General features: G+C 46.5%; 12 protein-coding genes. 4 read left to right on the forward strand and 8 right to left on the reverse strand.

Going from position 1 to position 17,513, the window contains the following annotated elements; translation table 11 throughout:
* Positions 1–606 precede the first annotated feature (606 nt).
* The gene (locus tag MD588_RS22925) at positions 607–1,929 is read right to left on the reverse strand and encodes an anaerobic C4-dicarboxylate transporter (protein ID WP_265700138.1); all 1,323 of its coding nucleotides are present in this window, start codon (positions 1,927–1,929) and stop codon (positions 607–609) included.
* A 354-nt stretch (positions 1,930–2,283) separates the two neighbouring features.
* Complete coding sequence (locus MD588_RS22930; RefSeq protein ID WP_265700139.1) at positions 2,284–3,324, reverse strand: metal-dependent hydrolase; 1,041 nt, start codon at positions 3,322–3,324, stop codon at positions 2,284–2,286.
* Between the two features lie 266 nt (positions 3,325–3,590).
* Here MD588_RS22930 and MD588_RS22935 point away from each other — a divergent pair, with 266 nt between their 5' ends.
* On the forward strand, positions 3,591–4,046 hold the full coding sequence (locus tag MD588_RS22935) for a CBS domain-containing protein (protein WP_265700140.1): 456 nt from the start codon (positions 3,591–3,593) through the stop codon (positions 4,044–4,046).
* A gap of 86 nt (positions 4,047–4,132) precedes the next feature.
* Here MD588_RS22935 and MD588_RS22940 read toward each other — a convergent pair whose 3' ends face one another.
* The 3 genes from MD588_RS22940 to apbC all read right to left on the reverse strand — a co-directional run bounded on the left by MD588_RS22940 (position 4,133) and on the right by apbC (position 8,449).
* Positions 4,133–6,289 (reverse strand): AsmA family protein, encoded by a 2,157-nt coding sequence (locus MD588_RS22940; protein ID WP_265700141.1) that lies wholly within the window; start codon positions 6,287–6,289, stop codon positions 4,133–4,135.
* A gap of 218 nt (positions 6,290–6,507) precedes the next feature.
* Positions 6,508–7,152: a uridine kinase gene (gene udk / locus MD588_RS22945; RefSeq protein WP_265700142.1), complete on the reverse strand. Its 645-nt coding sequence runs from the start codon at positions 7,150–7,152 to the stop codon at positions 6,508–6,510.
* 205 nt (positions 7,153–7,357) lie between these two features.
* Positions 7,358–8,449 carry an iron-sulfur cluster carrier protein ApbC gene (gene apbC / locus MD588_RS22950; protein ID WP_265700143.1) on the reverse strand — a complete coding sequence of 364 codons (1,092 nt, stop codon included), beginning with the start codon at positions 8,447–8,449 and terminating at the stop codon, positions 7,358–7,360.
* A 167-nt stretch (positions 8,450–8,616) separates the two neighbouring features.
* On the opposite strand from apbC, the gene metG reads away from it, so the two are divergent.
* From metG to MD588_RS22965, 3 genes are all read left to right on the forward strand, one after another.
* Positions 8,617–10,662, forward strand: a complete 2,046-nt coding sequence (gene metG / locus MD588_RS22955) for a methionine--tRNA ligase (protein ID WP_265700144.1) — start codon at positions 8,617–8,619, stop codon at positions 10,660–10,662.
* Positions 10,663–11,171: 509 nt separating this feature from the next.
* A complete protein-coding gene (locus MD588_RS22960) occupies positions 11,172–12,494 on the forward strand; it encodes a dicarboxylate/amino acid:cation symporter (RefSeq protein ID WP_265700145.1) in 1,323 nt (440 codons plus the stop codon).
* 222 nt (positions 12,495–12,716) lie between these two features.
* A complete protein-coding gene (locus MD588_RS22965; protein ID WP_265700146.1) occupies positions 12,717–13,580 on the forward strand; it encodes a hypothetical protein in 864 nt (287 codons plus the stop codon).
* Positions 13,581–13,640: 60 nt separating this feature from the next.
* Here MD588_RS22965 and serS read toward each other — a convergent pair whose 3' ends face one another.
* From serS to lolA, 3 genes are all read right to left on the reverse strand, one after another.
* The gene (serS, locus tag MD588_RS22970) at positions 13,641–14,933 is read right to left on the reverse strand and encodes a serine--tRNA ligase (protein WP_265700147.1); all 1,293 of its coding nucleotides are present in this window, start codon (positions 14,931–14,933) and stop codon (positions 13,641–13,643) included.
* Between the two features lie 126 nt (positions 14,934–15,059).
* The gene (locus MD588_RS22975) at positions 15,060–16,400 is read right to left on the reverse strand and encodes a replication-associated recombination protein A (protein WP_265700148.1); all 1,341 of its coding nucleotides are present in this window, start codon (positions 16,398–16,400) and stop codon (positions 15,060–15,062) included.
* 422 nt (positions 16,401–16,822) lie between these two features.
* Positions 16,823–17,440, reverse strand: a complete 618-nt coding sequence (lolA, locus tag MD588_RS22980; RefSeq protein WP_265700149.1) for an outer membrane lipoprotein chaperone LolA — start codon at positions 17,438–17,440, stop codon at positions 16,823–16,825.
* Positions 17,441–17,513: the final 73 nt, after the last annotated feature.

Consider the following 17,513-nt stretch of genomic DNA (forward strand, 5'->3'; position numbering starts at 1 on the left):
GATGGTCAAGAAAAATCATAAATGCCTAGCGAGTAGTGAGCTGTGCGAGCGTCAGGAGTGGCTTTATTATTTTACTTTACCATCATTCCCCTAAACACCCTTTTGGCAGGGTGGTGGTTTCACGCAGTGAGGCCATCGCCTTGCTAAGCCTTCAGGGACAAAAAGCGTACACACTATTATACATAGTATGTACGCTTTGAATATCCATAAGAAGCATTGCTAGTAAAGGGTTGTCACTCACTCACACGCGAGTAGACATGTTTTTTACTATATACTCCTAACAGCTCCCTTTTTTAAGGTTTTACTGTTTTGTGGTGCTTCTTTTTATAGAAGCTCCACGCTTGCTCCAAGGCTTTTTCATGCATCTTTTCTCGTAGTTTTTCGAAGTCGACCTTTTTTCCCACAAGCTACCTCATCAATACGCTAAAAGTATTAAAGCTATATTCTTAAGAGTAGTATAAAACATTGAGTTATATGGACTTTATAATATTTTTTGGCAGAAACAAGATCACTATAGCAAATTGGCATACAAGCTATGTATATGACAGCATAAAAAATGCCAGTCAGATCAACTGACTGGCATTGAAGCATAATAAAGCTGTTTTTTTATACAATCACTTGGGCAATGGTATAGCCAATTGTACAAGCAGATACCACACCGATCAGACCAGGTGCCATGAAGCTGTGGTTAAAATACCATTTACCAATTTTCGTCGTTCCCGTGACATCAAAATTACAAGTTGCAATATCTGATGGATAGTTAGGAATGAAGAAGTAACCATAAGTTGCCGGCATCAGACCAATGAGCAAGGCTGGGTTTAGCCCCATTGCCAAGCCAACCGGTAACATCATACGTGCTGTCGCAGCCTGACTGTTAACCACCACAGAAACAATGAACAGTGCCAATGCAAAGGTCCACGGGTAACCCTGAACCATTTCGGTGATACCCGATTTAAATGAAGGCATCGCATACTGGAAGTAAGTGTCACTCATCCACGCAATACCAAAGATAGCAATTGCGGCTACCATTCCGGACTTGAACACAACACCTTCGGGCACTTTCTGAACATTGGTACGAGTTACCAGTAAGATCAGACCACCAAATGCCAGCATCATCATCTGGATAATCACAGACATTTTAATCGGCTTGGCATCGCCAATCGTACGGATTTCAGGCACCATCGCTACAACAACAATTGAGGCCAGTGCAAGAATAAACAGCATTACCGCATGCTTTGCAGAAGCCGGTAGCTTTTCATCCAACGAAGTCGAAGTGGTGTGTAGAATCTTATCGCGCCATAGCGGATCTCTCAGGCGTCGCTGATACTCAAGATCCTCGCTCAGATCGGCACCACGGCGCAGACTGTATAGTGATAGCAGCAGTGTACCAATCAACGTAGACGGTACTGTTACCATCAGAATCGTTAGTAGGTGAACGCTGTCTTGCATACCTGAAATCTGCGCCAGGTAATACACAACCGCCGCCGAAATCGGACTAGCCGTAATTGCCAACTGAGAAGCGACTGAAGAAGCGGCCATCGGACGCTCTGGTCGAATACCATTTTTCAGTGCGACATCACCGATGATTGGCATGATCGAGTACACCGCATGGCCGGTACCCAACATGAAAGTCATGGTGTACGTGACCAATGGACCTAAGATAGTCACACGTTTAGGGTTACTACGAAGAATTCGCTCAGCAACTTGCAGCATGTATTTCAAGCCACCCGCAGCCTCAAGAATCGATGCACAGGTTACTACCGCAAGAATAATCAACATCACAGTAATCGGCGGTGATGTTGGCGGCATCCGGAAAATGAAGACTTCAACCAGCAAGCCAAGCCCCGATACCACACCTAAACCAATACCACCAAAGCGGCTGCCCGCATACAACACGAGAAGAAGGAATAAGAATTCCAAATACAGCATACTCGTTATCTCCCTATATCGAAAAATGCAGATCTCACTATGAGATCACCAATACTTTAGGGGTAGACTGCCAGCAGCATTACGCTTTGCTTTTGATGAAAATCAAAATAAAACAGCTATTAACTAGTCAGTCATTGATATGTGAAGGCAACCTTAAAAACGACATACTGTAAAGATATATGTGCTACAAGTTTAACTGCATATATTCACCATATATTCAATATTATGCAACATATTAAAATGCAGTTTTTTTGTGCTACTAGCTGTTTATTCACCCTTCCCATCAAGCATTGAAACAATTCAGCCCAGCAGTGCCGGGCTGAATTTCGGTGTCAAACTCACTTAAGCAGCAGGTTAAGTATCACTCCCGTCGGGTTTTGGGCATTCTTTGACATGGCAGAGATTGGCATCAATATCCTGGTTGCCCAGCAGACGAAGCCAGAGGGCGGGCAGATGCTTCGGCCTTACATTAGGACTTTCCAACTGAACAGGAAGCACCGAGGCCCACTCTCCCCCGCCGATTTGGTTAGCGAACACAAACTGGAACGGTAAATAATCGACAACTCCCAAACGCAAGTCCGTCGCGGTTAAGTTATTGCCAACCTGCTCATATTTAACAAAATGACGCGTAAACTCCTCCAGCATCACTAGGTGTTGCGGCTTTTCATCCAACATCCACTGCCCGCGCTCGTGAGCTATAAAATCAATAGTCGGCTCGTCATCAAGCAGCGAGGTTAATCCTTCCCAATAAGTATCGCCATCTAAGACAACGACTCGCCATAGTACGGTGTTGACTGGTGTAGGGGTAATAAATACAGGCCGCTCAGCTAGATCCGTATCTGCCAACTGGTCATGTACGCGATTTTCAACCATATTGAGAGCAATCACAGACCAAAGCAGATACAAACTCGAAACCGCCAATCCGATCCCGCAAAGTTTCGCCATACGATCCCGCCATAACAAACTGGCGACAATCATCACCAACAGAGGAATCGTATAAAGCGGATCAATAATAAAGATGCTGGACACAGCCACACTAACCGGGAAAGGCCAAAACAACTGGGTTCCATAAGAAGTAAACGCATCAAGCAAAGGATGCGTGATAAGACATGCGGCCACTAACAGCCATAACTGGGCAAAGCCAAATGGTGTTGTTCGCCATTTTTGCCATCCCCATGCGAGCAGCAACGAAAAAGGCAGTAATACGAATAATGAATGACTGAAGCCCCTGTGTTTCACCATATCGGAGACAGGATCACCATAGCTTAGCAATACATCCAGATCGGGCAAGGTGCCAAGTGCGGCCCCAGCCAACAATACTTTGGGCGAACATTTTTTACCTGCGACAAGTCCTGCAACGGCGGCACCTAATGCGGCCTGAGTAACTGAATCCAACGTTTTCTCCTTTTTTGGCCAGTTATACCAATCTACATGAATATCGAATCTACTTATCCAAGTTGGTATTATCTGTTTTATTTTCTGGCCATTATCCTCGGCTGATTCGGCACACTCTATCAAAGTTATGCCCCGAAAGGACAAAAAGCCCACCTTATGTAAAGTAAACAAAAGTAAAAGTATGGGCTTGGTCTCAGTTCAGCGATAGTGAATTCGCTACTTTAAATCAGGCAACATCAATTCACTCTGACAAAGGGAAGATGTATATGCCAACAAAAGTTTCTGAATACATGACACGCAAAGTCATCACCATCCAGCCAGAAGCTGGCCTGCGTGAAGCATTCTTTTTAATGCGCGATGAAGCCATCCGCCATTTACCCGTGACCAATGCAGAGGGCGAGCTAGTAGGCATCGTAAGCGACCGTGAGCTGCGGCGGCCAGGCTGGGTAGACGAATCACCAGACATCGGCCACGAATATGACCTGACCGATGATATGCATATCGGCGATGTCATGATCAGAGATATCATTCACGTTCGTACCCATGACACCCTAACCAAAGCAGTCGGAACAATTCTGGACTACCATGTGGGCGCAGCTCCTGTGTTGGATAAAACCGGAGAACTGGTAGGAATGTTGTCAGCTGTCGATTTATTAAAAGCATTTCAGGACACGCTGGAGTCACAAAAATCGAACAAGAAAAAGAGCAAATCAGCCGCCTAATGGTGAGCCATCACAACAGTTGTGATAATGACGCAAAAAAAAGGCTTGCCGCAATGGCAAGCCTTTTAAGTTCTGAAACCGGACAACTAGTTAAACAGCCCTTTCAGTAATTTATCAGCCGCTTTCTTGATATCGTCGTCTTTGGCTTTGTCACCAAGCAGCTTTTCAAGCCCGCGCTCAACTTCCTTGTGCGCTTTCTTCTCTAGCTCGTTGTTCTGCTTTAATAACGCCGCTAAATTTAAGGAAAACTTCGGCTCGGTCCAATTGCCTTTTACGTCAATGGGTACCGTTAAATCTGCCACTTCATCGATCTGTTTTCCACCCTGGCCTTTGCTGGTTGCAACAACTGACGTGTTCACGGTGAAATCGATAACCTCGCTCACAAGGTTCGTCTGGCCTTCGCCGGCAATACGTAGCAAAGGAGAATCAACATCCAGATTATTGGTTGATGCCTTGCCCGAGCCCAGTTTGAACGTCGCCGTCATCGCCGAGAAGTCTGTCTTTTTCTCTTCTTTTACATACTCTGCTTTCTTGCCTTTGAGCGTCGCTCTGGCCTCACGGATCATCTCAGGCACGTTCACACCGTATACCGCGCCGTCGGCAAAATTAATATCAACTGTACCGGCAACATTTTTACGGATACGCTGCTCTGCCAGACCAGAGCCTGAAAGCTTGACTGTAATATCCCCTTTGCCCGCCAAGACGTCATTATCAATCACATCAACCAGCATTGGCTGAACCTGCACACCACGGATCTGCTTGGACACTTTATAGGTAGGCAGCTTGCCATTGGCATTTAATGTTGCTTGCGTTTTGATGTGGCCTTGATAAAGGTCCGCATCAAAATGTTTCAGTGTCAGTATCCCTTTTGCAACTTTGACATCCACCAGCACATTGGCTAGCTTGGCATTGGCGGCTTTCAGCTTGCCCAATTTCATCGTACCGGCAACATCCAAAGTCTTCAGAGCCGAGAGATCCGGTTCGACGTCTTTACTCATGGCAGGCTCAGACGCCGAATAAGGCTTACCAGTAGACGTTGAAGAGGTGTCAGAAGGCTCAACCGCTGGCTCCTCCTTGTTACCCAATCCTAGGAATGCGTCAAGATCAATACTGTCGCTATTTACAGCAAAACGGATCACCGGAATATCGGCACTCTTAAACGACGCATTGCCATCGAGGCTAATTTCATCGATGTCAGTCTGGAACTGACTCAGTGTCGCCATTCCCTTTTTCACATCATATTCAGCGTCGGCATTAAATTTCACAGTCATGTCAGGGCGTGGCAAAGCTGCGCCTTTAAGAGCAGATTGCATCGTCAACTTCTGCAGCTTCACCAAATCAAAAGCTTCGTTCAACTGCAGGCGAGTCTCCCCTTTGGCATCAAAGGCGAGATCCGGCACCTTCCCTTGGGCAGTAAATACCACGGTTGACCAATCACCGGCTTTGAACTTATCGACGTTTAGGCTCAGAGACTGAATATCATTCACTGCGTCTTTGGCAGATGCCGATAATTGAATGTTCTTGAGCTCGGCATTATTCATCTCAGGTACAATAAACAACTCACTTGCCCCCTTCGCCGAGAAGGCTAGTTCACCGTTTTTACCCATGACATCAAAATCAACCTTCGCCCACTCGCCTGGAGCAAACTGGCTCAAAGTAAAGTTCAAGGCACTGATCTGTGTGAAAGTGCCCGCCTTATCGTCACGGATCTCAGCGCTGGCATTAACAAGCTCGATGCCCTCCAGACTGATTGTCCACGGTTCGGCAACCTCTCCAGCCTGTGACTCAGGCTCTGCCTGTACGGGTAATTGCTCCCCCCCAGAGGATTCCACTTCTTGCTCTGGAGCACCTTGCTGCCCAAGTCCGTCAAGGTTGCTTACGCCATCTTTGCGGGTCTGGATAAACACGCGGCCATCATGCAGGCTGATATTGCCAATTTCGAGATGACGAGAAAACAAAGGCATTACCGATACGGAAAGCTCGGCACTTTCCAATTGCACCAAGTTAGGCTCGGAGAAACCGTCAGGGTTACGAAATTCTGTCTGGCCAAGCGTAAAGCCAATACTCGGAAAGAAGCGCCAGCCAATATCTCCGTTAATCACTAAATCACGTCCGGTGGCTTTCTTGACTTGTTCAGATAGGAGCGGCTTAAACTGGTTCGGGTCAACCAGCGCTAGCAAAGCACTCACTCCGATTACCACAACCAGCACAATCGCCAGAACGACATACAAAAGCTTTTTCATCGTGTCCTCGTGTTATCCGTCCACATTAAATTGGGATCAGAGCCACCTTCATCATCAGGGCTCGACTCCATTATGACAGCGAATAGATCTATAAGTTTTTAATTTTTAATGTGATGTTATTTGATTAAAGCAAAAAAATGGGCAGCCGTTAAGGCTGCCCATCAAATATCACAATATAAAATTAAGGCTGACAACGTCAGCCTTAAGAATCAGAATGCTTATGACTTCAGCAGTCTAGCAATGTGTGCTTTCAGCACGTCAATCGCAATACGGTTCTTACCACCACGAGGAACGATGATATCCGCGTATTGTTTTGACGGCTCGATGAACTGCATGAACATTGGGCGAACTGTTTTCTGGTACTGCTCCAGAACAGATTCCATGGTACGGTCACGTTCAGCAACATCACGCTGCAGACGACGTAGCAGACAAATATCTAGTGGCGTATCCATGAAAACACTCGCATGCATGATTTCGCGTAGACGAGGATCTGTCAGCAGCAAGATACCTTCCAGAATGATCACCTTTTTCGGTGTCATCGGCGTCGTTTCTACCATGCGAGTGTGCTCGCTGTAGCTATATTGCGGTACTTCTACCGTTTTACCTTCAACCAGCATCTGCAGGTGATCACAAAGCAAATCATGATCAAGCGCATTCGGGTGGTCATAATTGGTTTTGACCCGCTCATCCATGGTCAGGTGACTTTGATCGTTATAGTAACAATCTTCCGTGATAACACCGATCTGATGATCGCCGACTTTTTCTTTTAGCTCTTTATAAACTGTACTGGCAATCAGACTTTTACCGGACGCAGAAGCGCCTGCGATACCGATAATTACGCATTGGTGTGAGTTTTCAGACATATCAGAAAGCACCTGTAAGACAACGTAGCGAGGTGGAAATACTTTTTAAAACAACTATCTGTCATTCTATATTTGATCAGAGAGTTGTGCGAATAGGTATAATTAAACCGCTTGATTATAGGGATTTGCGTGGCCAGATGCCAGCAAAAATGCGACATCTGACACTTTTGGTTGTAATGCCTTCATAATTTTCACAAATAAAGGCTTACATTGTACGAATAGTAATCTGCTCGGCGACTGGCGTGCCCTGCCAGTAGAGTCGACTCGCCACCGAACCCGCCAATTCGATATATGCCTGTGCCTGTTCAGACTCTGGATCTGACGCTACCGTCGGCTTACCGTTATCAATATCCTCGCGGATTTTGATATGCAGTGGCAATTGCGCCAACAACGGAACCGCATATTCCTGTGACATTCGCTCGGCACCGCCAGTACCAAAAATCGGCTCGTGATGGCCGCAGTTGCTGCAGATATGATAGCTCATGTTTTCCACAACACCGATCACAGAGACATCAACCTTATTAAACATGCTGACGCCTTTAATCGCGTCCGCCAAAGCCAAATCCTGTGGCGTGGTTACCACCACTGCGCCTGTTACCGGGATCTGCTGGGCCAGCGTCAACTGAATATCACCGGTACCCGGCGGCATATCAATCACGAGGTAGTCCAAGCCCGGCCACCATGTCTCATTGATAATCTGCGACAGCGCCTTGGAAGCCATAGGTCCTCGCCAGATGGTAGCGCTCTCGGCCGGCACCAAATAACCCACCGAGTTGGTATACAGCCCACACGACTCAATCGGCATCATCATCTTGCCGTCAGGAGATTGCGGTTTCTCGTCAACAGTCCCCAACATCATGGGAACCGAAGGGCCATAGATATCAGCATCCAGTAGTCCCACTTTGGCACCCTGTGCCTGCAAGCCGAGTGCAAGGTTAACTGACGTCGTCGATTTACCAACGCCCCCCTTGGCTGAGCTGACCACGATAATATTTTTCACGCCCTTGAGCGGTTGCTTGTCTCCACTTGCTAACGGGGCGACCCGGGTAGTGACAGAAAATGAGACGTCACTAGGAATATGATGAAGTTGCTGCTGGGTGATCACCCACTGCTCAAGCAATTCAACCACCGTAGAGGCAGCAAAAGGTAGAGTGATTGAAATCTTGCCGTCGGCTGATACCGATACAATATTGGGCGTGTCAGCCCAGTCGGCATGAAGCCACGGATGTTCAAACTGATTAAGCCAACGGGTAATATCCGCCACGCTTTCAAAACGGGTGATTGAGTCACTACTCATAGTTTTTAGCGCTCCATTTTTGTTCTTCTACTTCATCCTATCACCATTGCCTATTTATCGCCCCCATTTACTCTGATAATCAACAGATCATCCTAGGCAATACGCCGTCCATCAGGTACTATTTAAGGCTACGTTTTTATTACCCATCATGAGCGAAATAAGTAATTATGGCTGCAAATCCAAGAAAAATTCTGGTGACCTGCGCCCTACCGTACGCTAACGGTTCTATCCACTTGGGTCACATGCTTGAGCATGTGCAAGCGGATATCTGGGTGCGCTACCAGCGCCTTCGCGGCAACGAAGTTCATTTCATCTGTGCAGATGATGCACACGGTACTCCAATCATGCTTAAGGCCCAGCAGATGGGTATGGAACCTGAGCAGATGATTGCCGAAGTGAGCAAAGAGCACCAAGCTGACTTTGCTGGCTTCGACATTAGCTTTGACAACTACCACAGCACACACTCTGACGAGAACCGTGAGCTTGCATCGTTCGTCTATACCCAGCTAAAAGACAAAGGCTTTATCACTAGCCGCACAATTTCTCAGCTATTCGACCCTGAGAAAGAGATGTTCCTGCCAGATCGTTTCGTAAAAGGTACCTGCCCGAAATGTAAAGCAGACGATCAATACGGTGATAACTGTGATAACTGTGGCGAAACCTACAGCCCGACAGATCTGATCGATCCTAAATCTGCGGTTTCTGGTGCAACACCAGTGATGAAAGATTCCGAGCACTTCTTCTTCGACCTGCCTCAGTTCGAAGGCATGCTAAAAGAATGGACCACATCAGGCGCGCTTCAGGACGAAACTGCAAACAAAATGCAGGAATGGTTCGAGTCTGGCCTACAGCAGTGGGACATCTCGCGTGATGCGCCATACTTTGGCTTCGAGATCCCAGGCGAAAAAGGCAAATACTTCTACGTATGGCTTGATGCGCCTATCGGCTACATGGGCTCGTTCAAGAACCTTTGTGACAAGCGTGACGATCTAGACTTTGATGAGTTCTGGAACAAAGATAGCTCAACTGAGCTTTACCACTTCATCGGCAAAGACATTGTCTACTTCCACAGCCTGTTCTGGCCTGCAATGCTTGACGGTGCCGGCCTACGTAAGCCTAACAATGTATTCGTGCACGGCTACGTTACAGTAAACGGCGCGAAGATGTCTAAGTCTAAGGGTACCTTTATTAAAGCTGGTACTTACCTTCAGCACCTAGATCCTGAGTGTCTGCGTTACTACTACGCGGCGAAGCTGAACAACCGCATTGATGACTTAGATCTTAATCTTGAAGACTTCACCCAGCGCGTAAACAGCGACGTGGTAAACAAGATTGTCAACCTGGCATCACGCAATGCAGGCTTTATCGCCAAGCGTTTCGAAGGCAAGCTAGCAGACAACTTCGCAGAGCCTGAGCTATATGCAGAGTTTGTTGCAGCTTCAGATCGCATTGCTGAACTTTACGAGAACCGTGAGTACAGCCGTGCCATCCGTGAAATTACGGCCCTTGCTGACAAAGCAAACCAGTACGTTGACGAGAAAGCCCCTTGGGTTGTTGCGAAGCAAGAAGGTAAAGATCAGGAGCTACAGGAAATCTGTTCTGTCGGTATCAACCTGTTCCGCGTTCTAATGACTTACCTGAAACCTGTTATGCCTCAGCTTGCTGAGCGTACAGAAGGTTTCTTAAACGAAACCCTGACTTGGGAAGGCATTGCACAACCGCTAACTGGCCACGAAGTGACTAAGTTCAAGGCGCTGTTCAACCGTATCGATCCTAAGCATGTTGAAGCGATGGTAGATTCTTCTAAAGAAGATGCTGCAGCAGAAAAAGCGGCGGCGGAAGCTGCAGCGAAGCCAGCTGGCCCGCTAGCAGAAGAGCCTATTGAAGCAGAAATCGAATTCGACGATTTTGCTAAAGTTGATATGCGTATTGCTAAAATCGTTTCTTGTGAAGAAGTGCCAAAAGCAAACAAGCTACTGAAGTTCCAGTTGGATATCGGCGGCGAAATGCGTCAGGTCTTCTCAGGGATCAAATCGGCTTACACACCGGAAGAGCTTATTGGCAAACACACCGTTATGGTTGCTAACCTTAAGCCACGCAAAATGAAGTTCGGTATGTCTGAAGGTATGATTCTGGCAGCTGGCCCTGGTGGCAAGGATCTTTGGATTCTAGAACCGCACGAAGGCGCCCAGCCTGGTATGCGTGTGATGTAATTTACACCACTTTTAAAAAGGAGCTTCGGCTCCTTTTTTTTCGTCTAAGACTAAAAATCTGCTGTTTTATTCATACTAGCTATCTACATTCTCCGCTCTGCCACCTACTCCCTTCAGTCCATGAGTGCTCAGCAACTAGATTCTATTAACCAAATTATTACCTACTTAATCAGTATCAACTCCACAGACTATTTTCTCGGCAAACACAGATGTTAACGACTACTTTTATTCTGATGATAAAGTTCGCTTATACTCGGTATAAACGTAACTGTTATTCGTTTTTATCGATGTAACAACATAAAAAACGATTAAATATCAATCACTAGGTTAATATTTGGTTAAATTTAGTGTTTTCAGAACACCATTCTGGCCAAGAAAGTGTGATCTGAAACATACCTTTTAATTTTGAACAGCATTTTACTTCGCATTAACACCTGATCTGCTGTTAATCTGCTCCGCGCTCTGGTGAATGATTTACAGAGTGAATAATTATAAGGAGTGTTCATTTCATGCAAACACAAAAGAAAAAAATGTCCCTAACCGGTCGAGTGATTCTCGGTATGGTATTGGGCATCTTGACAGGATTCGCTATTCGCTCCCTTTTTGCCGAAACCTCATTTGTCCACGAATACATAGTGAACGGCCTGTTTGACGTTGGTGGTGCCATCTTTATCGCTAGCTTGAAAATGCTAGTGGTTCCACTGGTCTTTGTTTCTCTTGTTTGCGGTACCAGTACCCTAAGCGATATCACCACACTGGGTCGCCTAGGCGGAAAAACGCTGCTGTTCTACCTAACCACAACAGCTCTAGCAATTACCCTTGCACTAACCATGGGTAACTTGTTCCAGCCAGGTGCCGGTGCTGATCTGTCTGCAGCAACCACCTTTGCCGCTAAAGAAGCGCCATCACTGGGTGATGTCATCGTCGGTATGTTCCCGACTAACCCAATTAATTCAATGGCACAAGGCAACACATTACAGATCATCGTATTTGCTATCCTGTTCGGTATCGCTATCAGTGCCGCTGGTAAACCAGGCGAGCGTATTGCCGCTGTCTTTGCCGATCTAAACGAAGTGATCATGAAGTTGGTTGCGCTACTGATGAACATTGCCCCTTTCGGTGTGTTCTTCCTAATGGCAAAACTGTTTACCGGTCTTGGCCTGGATGCAATCTTTAACTTATTAGGTTACTTCCTAGTACTAAGCTGTACTCTGTTGATCCACGGTTTAGTAGTTTACACCACGATGCTAAAAGTATTCACTGGCCTTAGCCCGAAAACGTTCCTGAAGAAGATGGAAGATGCAATCATGTTTGCCTTCTCTACCGCTTCTTCTAATGCAACCATTCCGGTAACAATGGAAACGGCAACCAAACGTCTCGGAGTTAAGAACCGCATTGCATCTTTCACTGTACCGCTAGGTGCTACCATCAACATGGATGGTACTGCGATCATGCAAGGTGTTGCTACGGCCTTCATTGCTCAGGCATTCAACATTGACCTGACAATGGGTGACTACATGGCGGTAATCGTAACTGCGACACTAGCCTCTGTAGGTACAGCAGGTGTTCCGGGTGTTGGTCTGATTATGCTGGCGATGGTATTGAACCAGGTAGGTCTGCCTGTGGAAGGTATTGCAATCATTATGGGTGTTGACCGTCTGCTTGATATGATCCGTACCGCAGTCAATATCACAGGTGACTGTGCCGTAACTTGTATTGTAGCGAAGTCTGAAGGTGAACTAGATGTGGATCGCTTTAATGATCCCGCTGCAGGCCAGAAGGATGAAGAAGTCCATCTGCACCCTGAAGCAAAAGCCGCCAATTTTGATTAAAAGCATTGTCTAGTTAGATCTCATTAAAGGCTCCGAAAGGAGCCTTTTTTGCACCATTTCAATGCAACCTGCCCCATAATAGTTCCCCTCCTGTAAACCAACGACAACGAGAAACATTAATACACTGATTTAAAAGGTAAAAATAACAATTCACTTAGCATCTCCCACGGTACAGTTCTTGCTGGATTAAGAACATTAAGCGTCATCCGTGCAGGAGGAAATATGCTGATTCTATCTCTATTAATTGTGTTAATTGCTAGCATTTTCTACTACAACTATCGTGCAAGACAAAGCATGTCCTTACTCCAAAGCCGCTTTAATCAAGTCATTGGCCTACGGCAGTTAATTCATCTGCTACGCTTCCACCGCCGACAAACTCACATGCTGCTGAGCTATTCTTATACCAACATTCAAGAGAGCCAGCCACTAAATGAATCGCTGGCTGTCCAGACCTTGTTACGTACGCTAATTAATCAAGCAGAACAAACCCACAAGCCTATGTACCGGATCTTGATGAAGCGTCTCACCGCCTTGCTTGACGAATGGCCACGATACTCATTGCAGCGCAACCAAGCGGTGCACGGCAAGGCCATCCGCCATGTCCTCTACCTTATTGACGATACCATCACTCTTAGCTTGCTAAGCGCCGACAAGGAACCGCTTTTCAAACAATACCAGGCAACCTGGCCTATAACACTTAACGCTATCGATAGCTTAAGTCGCTTTCGGCATTCGATTAATAACTTTACGCCTGGCAGTACCGCGATGAAACGCGAGCTCAACTTACACATCCAGATATTACGCCGACGCCTGAGTCAAATGGCTATTAGTAGCCACAATCCCGTTTCACCTACCGTGCTTGCTTCGCTGTTTGAACAATTTGACAGTATCAATCTTGACAGCCCCAACCATAGCAAAACCAAAGAACAGCTGTACCATTTCTCACTGCAGGTCTCCGATACCCTATTCAACCTATTTGATTTAATGCTCAACGATATCGCCAGTGATATTCCTATCCGGCTGCCTGAACTGACAATAAATCCAAATAACGTCATCCGTATGGGAACCAAGAGCAAAACAGCCTAAAAACAAAAAACCCAGCCAAGGCTGGGTTTTTGTTCTAAAGAAAGCTATATCTGCTTCAGATTAACCGATATGTGTTTCACCGTTCATGTACTTGCGTAGTACTTCTGGGATCATGATACGACCATCAGCTTCCTGGTTGTTCTCTAGAATCGCAACCATTGTACGGCCAACAGCAAGACCAGAACCGTTTAGTGTGTGAACAAGCTCTGGCTTCTTCTCACCCTTACGACGGAAACGAGCCTGCATACGGCGCGCCTGGAAATCCCACATGTTTGAACAAGACGAAATCTCACGGTAAGTCTCCTGAGCAGGAACCCAAACTTCAAGATCGTATGTCTTCGCAGCGCCAAAGCCCATATCGCCAGTACAAAGAACAACTTTACGGTAAGGCAGTTCTAGCAGCTGAAGTACTTTCTCAGCGTGACCTGTTAGCTCTTCTAGTGCTGCCATTGAATCTTCAGGCTTAGTGATCTGTACTAGTTCAACTTTGTCGAACTGGTGCATACGAATCAGACCACGAGTATCACGACCGTAAGAGCCCGCCTCAGAACGGAAACATGGTGTGTGTGCTGTCATCTTCAGAGGAAGATTCGCTTCATCAGTAATGGTATCGCGAACCATGTTTGTCACTGGTACTTCCGCTGTTGGGATCAGTGACATACCTACGCCTTCTTCAGTAGCAGGCTTGGTATGGAATAGGTCTTCACCAAATTTTGGTAACTGGCCAGTACCGAACAGGCTATCTTTGTTCACTAGGTAAGGAACATACATTTCTGTATAACCATGCTCATCCGTGTGAAGGTCTAGCATAAACTGAGCAATCGCACGGTGCAGGCGAGCAAACTTGCCTTTCATCACGATAAAGCGTGAACCTGAGATCTTAACTGCGCTTGCAAAATCAAGACCGCCAGCAATTTCACCTAGATCAACATGATCTTTAACTTCAAAATCATAAGTCTTAGGCTCGCCCCAACGAGAAATTTCTACGTTCTCGTCTTCGTCTTTACCAGTTGGAACAGCGTCATCTGGAAGGTTAGGCACGGAAAGCGTAATGTCCTGAAGCTCTTCTTGCAGCTCGGCCAGTGCTTTCTTCGCTTCGTCTAGTTCGCCGCCAAGGTTGGCAACTTCAGCAAGAATCTTTTCAGCAGCTTCATGATCGCCTTTAGCTTTAGCTTGGCCAATCGACTTCGATCGCGAGTTACGCAAAGCCTGTAGCTCTTCAGTCTTAACTTGAAGGGACTTACGTTGTTCTTCAAGGTTGCGTAATTTTTCTACATCAAGGGTAAAACCACGACGCGCGAGTTTTGCAGCTGTTTCATCCAGCTCAGTTCGAAGTAATTTAGAATCTAGCATGCTAATCCTGTGCTCTTAATATTCTGAAATGCACGTTATTTAGACAATTCTTGTCAAAATAATCTTAGGTTTACGAAACGCCAGTAAGTCTGACGCCAATTATTCAACGATACCCAAAAAGCCTTATTATTGGTAGCGCTTTAATGCGCTTTTTGCATCTAAAGAAGCAAGATAATCCAACTTTTCGGCAATTTTTGTTTCCAAACCACGATTTGTTGGATGATAGTAACGTGTTCCTTTCATTTCTGGCGGGAAATAACTCTCACCGGCCGCATACGCGCCCGGCTCATCATGGGCATACCGATATTCTTCTCCATAGCCCAAATCTTTCATCAACTTGGTTGGTGCATTGCGTAAGTGGTTTGGTACTTCATAGTCCGGGTGGTTCATTGCATCGGCCTTTGCCTGATTAAAGGCCGTGTAGACCGCATTACTCTTAGCCGCACAAGCTAGATAGACAATTGCCTGAGCTATCGCACGTTCGCCTTCATAAGCGCCCACCCGGGTAAAACAATCCCATGCCGATATAGCTACTTGCATGGCTCTCGGATCGGCATTGCCGATATCCTCCGATGCAATTGCCAATAAGCGTCGAGCAACATAAAGCGGATCACAACCAGCCTGCAGCATACGGGCAAACCAATACAGAGCGCCATCAGGATTCGAGCCACGGATAGACTTATGAACCGCCGATATCATGTCATACCAGAGATCGCCTTTGTTATCGAACCGGGCAATCTTTTCCCCTGCAACTTCGGCTAATAACGGTAAGGTAATCTGCTTGAGGCCTTGCTCATCCTCTTCCGCCATGTCAATCAATTGCTCTAGATAGTTCAGTGACATACGCGCATCACCACACACCAAGTCGGCAAGGCGCTCTTTGACGTCATCGACAAACTGAAGCTTGGTTTCTGTTACCCCGCGGGACTGATCGGTCAAGGCCTGTTCGATCACTTCAAGTATTTCACTACTTTCAAGCGACTTAAGCTTATAGACCCGGGCACGGGACAGCAGTGCATTGTTAAGCTCAAACGATGGGTTTTCCGTTGTCGCACCAATAAAGGTAACAGTTCCATCCTCAATATGCGGCAAAAAGGCATCCTGCTGACTTTTGTTGAAGCGATGTACCTCGTCAACAAATAAAATCGTTCGCCGCCCCGCCATTTTGTTGTCACGGGCTTTATCAATGGCAGCACGAATATCTTTCACCCCGGAGGTCACCGCTGACACCCGCTCCACCTCGGCATTGGCGTAGTTTGCAGCAACTTCAGCCAATGTCGTCTTACCGGTACCCGGTGGCCCCCATAGGATCATCGAATGAAGGTGCCCGGCTTCGAGCGCTCGTCGCAATGGCTTTCCCGGGCCAAGAATATGCTGCTGTCCTACGTACTCATCAACAGTTCGTGGTCGCATTCTCGCCGCTAGCGGGCGGAAGTCAGAAGAAAAATCGAGGCTAAAGTTATTCAAAATAACCGCTCCTTATACCAAACTGAACAATTATCGGATCCAATCCGAGCGATACCAGCCGTTTGAGAGCCACACAAATTGATGAAGATATAGTGGTTCTACATCAAAGCGATTTGGGGCAGATATCGAGCGGCTGGCTCGCTCCAGAAGGGCGAATTGCCAAGGCTCAGCTACTGCGTTGCTTGATTTTGATGGATATGAATACACCTACAATCAAGCGCCTTGTCTCTGAGCCTTTTCAATTTCGCGGATAGGCCAGATAATTGCTCAGCTTGGTATTAATACAGAAAAAGGCGGTACTAAGTACCACCTATTTTAAATAAATTCTAGGTTCTAGGTTCTAAGTTCTAGGTTCTAGGTTCTAGGTTCTAGGTTCTAGGTTCTAGGTTCTAGGTTCTAGGTTCTAGGTTCTAGCAACACCCTTAGTTTCGCTGATCGTCCAGCTCAACACCTTTCGGTGGCGTAAACTTAAACAGATCACCAGCCTGCGCTTTGCCGCTGAATTTGCTAAAAGTAAAGTTACTACGCTGACCGTCCTGCTCGACGACAGTGAAACCACGCACCACACCACTTTTCGCCACAGTGACAACAAACTTGCCCATGGAAGACGTGCTGTCTTTCGGAGTAAGGGTAAAGGTATCGGCAGTCTGAGCCACATTGTACTTCGCCCAGTCTGTAGCGCTATTGCGTGTCAGCAGGACAAACGGCGTTTGCTCTGTAGCATCGTTTAGCCACATCGCGGTAACCTGCTCGATAAACGGGCTGTAGTACCAAAGCGTTTTACCATCTGAAATCAAAATATTTTCATCTGGTACTACGGTGTTCCAGCGAAACAAGTTTGGACGCTGAATAGCCACATCTCCTTCGCCTTCCACCAGCAGGTCCCCTTCTGGGCTAATCACCTTTTGCTGAAAGTCGGCACTAAATGAATTTACCTTACTTAAACGAGTACTTAGCTCCTGCTGAGGATTAGCCCACGCGACAGAAGACAGAAAAACAGGTGCTGCAACCAGCAGGCTCATTACTACTTTTTTAATCATTGTTATATAACCTTATGGCTTACAAGTCGGTTCCAAAAATACTTTCCATCAGTCCCGACTTTAGATTCGAATA

The organism is Photobacterium obscurum, assembly GCF_026191635.1.
GTDB lineage: Bacteria > Pseudomonadota > Gammaproteobacteria > Enterobacterales > Vibrionaceae > Photobacterium > Photobacterium obscurum.

Coding starts and splice junctions, on each gene's coding strand:
- MD588_RS22925 (WP_265700138.1), bottom strand. CDS start 1,929: ATGCTGTATTTGGAATTCTTATTCCTTCTTCTCGTGTTGTATGCGGGC.
- MD588_RS22940 (WP_265700141.1), bottom strand. CDS start 6,289: ATGAAAAAGCTTTTGTATGTCGTTCTGGCGATTGTGCTGGTTGTGGTA.
- MD588_RS22935 (WP_265700140.1), top strand. CDS start 3,591: ATGCCAACAAAAGTTTCTGAATACATGACACGCAAAGTCATCACCATC.
- lolA (WP_265700149.1), bottom strand. CDS start 17,440: ATGATTAAAAAAGTAGTAATGAGCCTGCTGGTTGCAGCACCTGTTTTT.
- MD588_RS22965 (WP_265700146.1), top strand. CDS start 12,717: ATGCTGATTCTATCTCTATTAATTGTGTTAATTGCTAGCATTTTCTAC.
- serS (WP_265700147.1), bottom strand. CDS start 14,933: ATGCTAGATTCTAAATTACTTCGAACTGAGCTGGATGAAACAGCTGCA.
- apbC (WP_265700143.1), bottom strand. CDS start 8,449: ATGAGTAGTGACTCAATCACCCGTTTTGAAAGCGTGGCGGATATTACC.
- MD588_RS22960 (WP_265700145.1), top strand. CDS start 11,172: ATGCAAACACAAAAGAAAAAAATGTCCCTAACCGGTCGAGTGATTCTC.
- udk (WP_265700142.1), bottom strand. CDS start 7,152: ATGTCTGAAAACTCACACCAATGCGTAATTATCGGTATCGCAGGCGCT.
- metG (WP_265700144.1), top strand. CDS start 8,617: ATGGCTGCAAATCCAAGAAAAATTCTGGTGACCTGCGCCCTACCGTAC.